This window comes from Pseudomonas sp. A34-9, assembly GCF_029543085.1.
Classification (GTDB): domain Bacteria; phylum Pseudomonadota; class Gammaproteobacteria; order Pseudomonadales; family Pseudomonadaceae; genus Aquipseudomonas.
This window is the reverse complement of record NZ_CP119967.1, coordinates 3,820,494-3,821,708: the sequence shown is the minus strand read 5'-3', so window position 1 is coordinate 3,821,708 and position 1,215 is coordinate 3,820,494. Positions and strand designations below refer to the sequence as shown.

Annotated in this window: 1 protein-coding gene; it reads left to right on the top strand. The window is 60.2% G+C overall.

Annotated features, from left to right (window positions below; translation table 11 throughout):
• Nucleotides 1-66: 66 nt before the first annotated feature.
• Complete coding sequence (gene macA / locus P3G59_RS17060) at nt 67-1,215, top strand: macrolide transporter subunit MacA (RefSeq protein WP_277758202.1); 1,149 nt, start codon at nt 67-69, stop codon at nt 1,213-1,215.

Here is a 1,215-nt window from a genome sequence, read left to right as displayed (position 1 = left end):
TTGTTGTTTATCTACCAGAGCCCGGCCGCTGGCCGGGCTCACCCCTGAACGGACTTGTGGTCATTTATGGAAAAGTCGAAGTTGCGCAAAGTCGGTATGGGTTTGGCGTTTGTGGCCGTAGCGGGATTGGCGTTCTACGCGGTGCAGGCACCGGCCGAGGCGCCGCAGTACCTGACCGCGCCGGTTGAGCGCAGTGACATCGAAAACGCGGTGCTGGCCACCGGGTTGCTCGAAGGCATCAAACAAGTGGACGTCGGCGCGCAAGTGTCCGGGCAATTGAAGTCGCTCAAGGTCAAGGTCGGCGACAAGGTGAAGAAAGGGCAGTGGCTGGCGGAAATCGATCCGCTGGTATTGCAGAACACCCTGCGTCAGGCCCAGGTCGATGAGGAAAACCTGCAAGCGCAAAAGCGCGCCACGCAGGCTCAACTGAGGCAGACCAAAGCCATTTACGAGCGCTACAAGAACTTGCAGGACGACGCGTCGATCTCGCGCCAGGATTTCGAAACCGCCGAGTCGGATTATCAGGTGCAGCAGGCCAACCTGATGTCGCTGGATGCGCAGATCAAAAGTGCGCATATCCAGATCGACACGGCCAAGGTCAATCTGGCGTACACGCGGATTGTCGCGCCGATCGATGGCGATGTGGTCGGCGTGGTCACTCAAGAAGGCCAGACGGTGATCGCCAACCAACTGGCGCCGATCCTGCTGAAACTGGCGGATCTGGACACCATGACGGTCAAGGCGCAAGTCTCCGAAGCCGATGTGATTCACATTGCCCCGGGGCAGGAGGTGTACTTCACCATTCTCGGCGAGGACAAACGTTATTACGGCAAGCTGCGCGGCACAGAACCGGCGCCGCAAAACTTCCTCGAAACACCGCCCGCCGGCACGCCGAAGCAGAACAGCGCGGTGTTCTACAACGCGTTGTTCGAGGTTCCCAATCCCGACCATCGCCTGCGCATTTCGATGACGGCGCAGGTGCGCATCGTCCTCGACACTGCCAAGTCAGTGCTGACGGTACCCGTGGCGGCGCTCGGCCCGCGCAACGCCGATGGCAGTTTTCCGGTACGGGTGCTGGACGCCAAAGGCCACGCGCAGTCGCGCAATGTGCAGACCGGGATCAACAACAACGTCAAAGTGCAGATCAATGACGGCCTGGCGGAAGGTGATCGCGTGGTGATCGGTGACCCTGTAACGAACGTGGCGGGGACATGA

Excerpts from the sequence above, each read along its gene's own strand:
- macA (WP_277758202.1), top strand. The coding sequence starts at position 67 with ATGGAAAAGTCGAAGTTGCGCAAAGTCGGTATGGGTTTGGCGTTTGTG.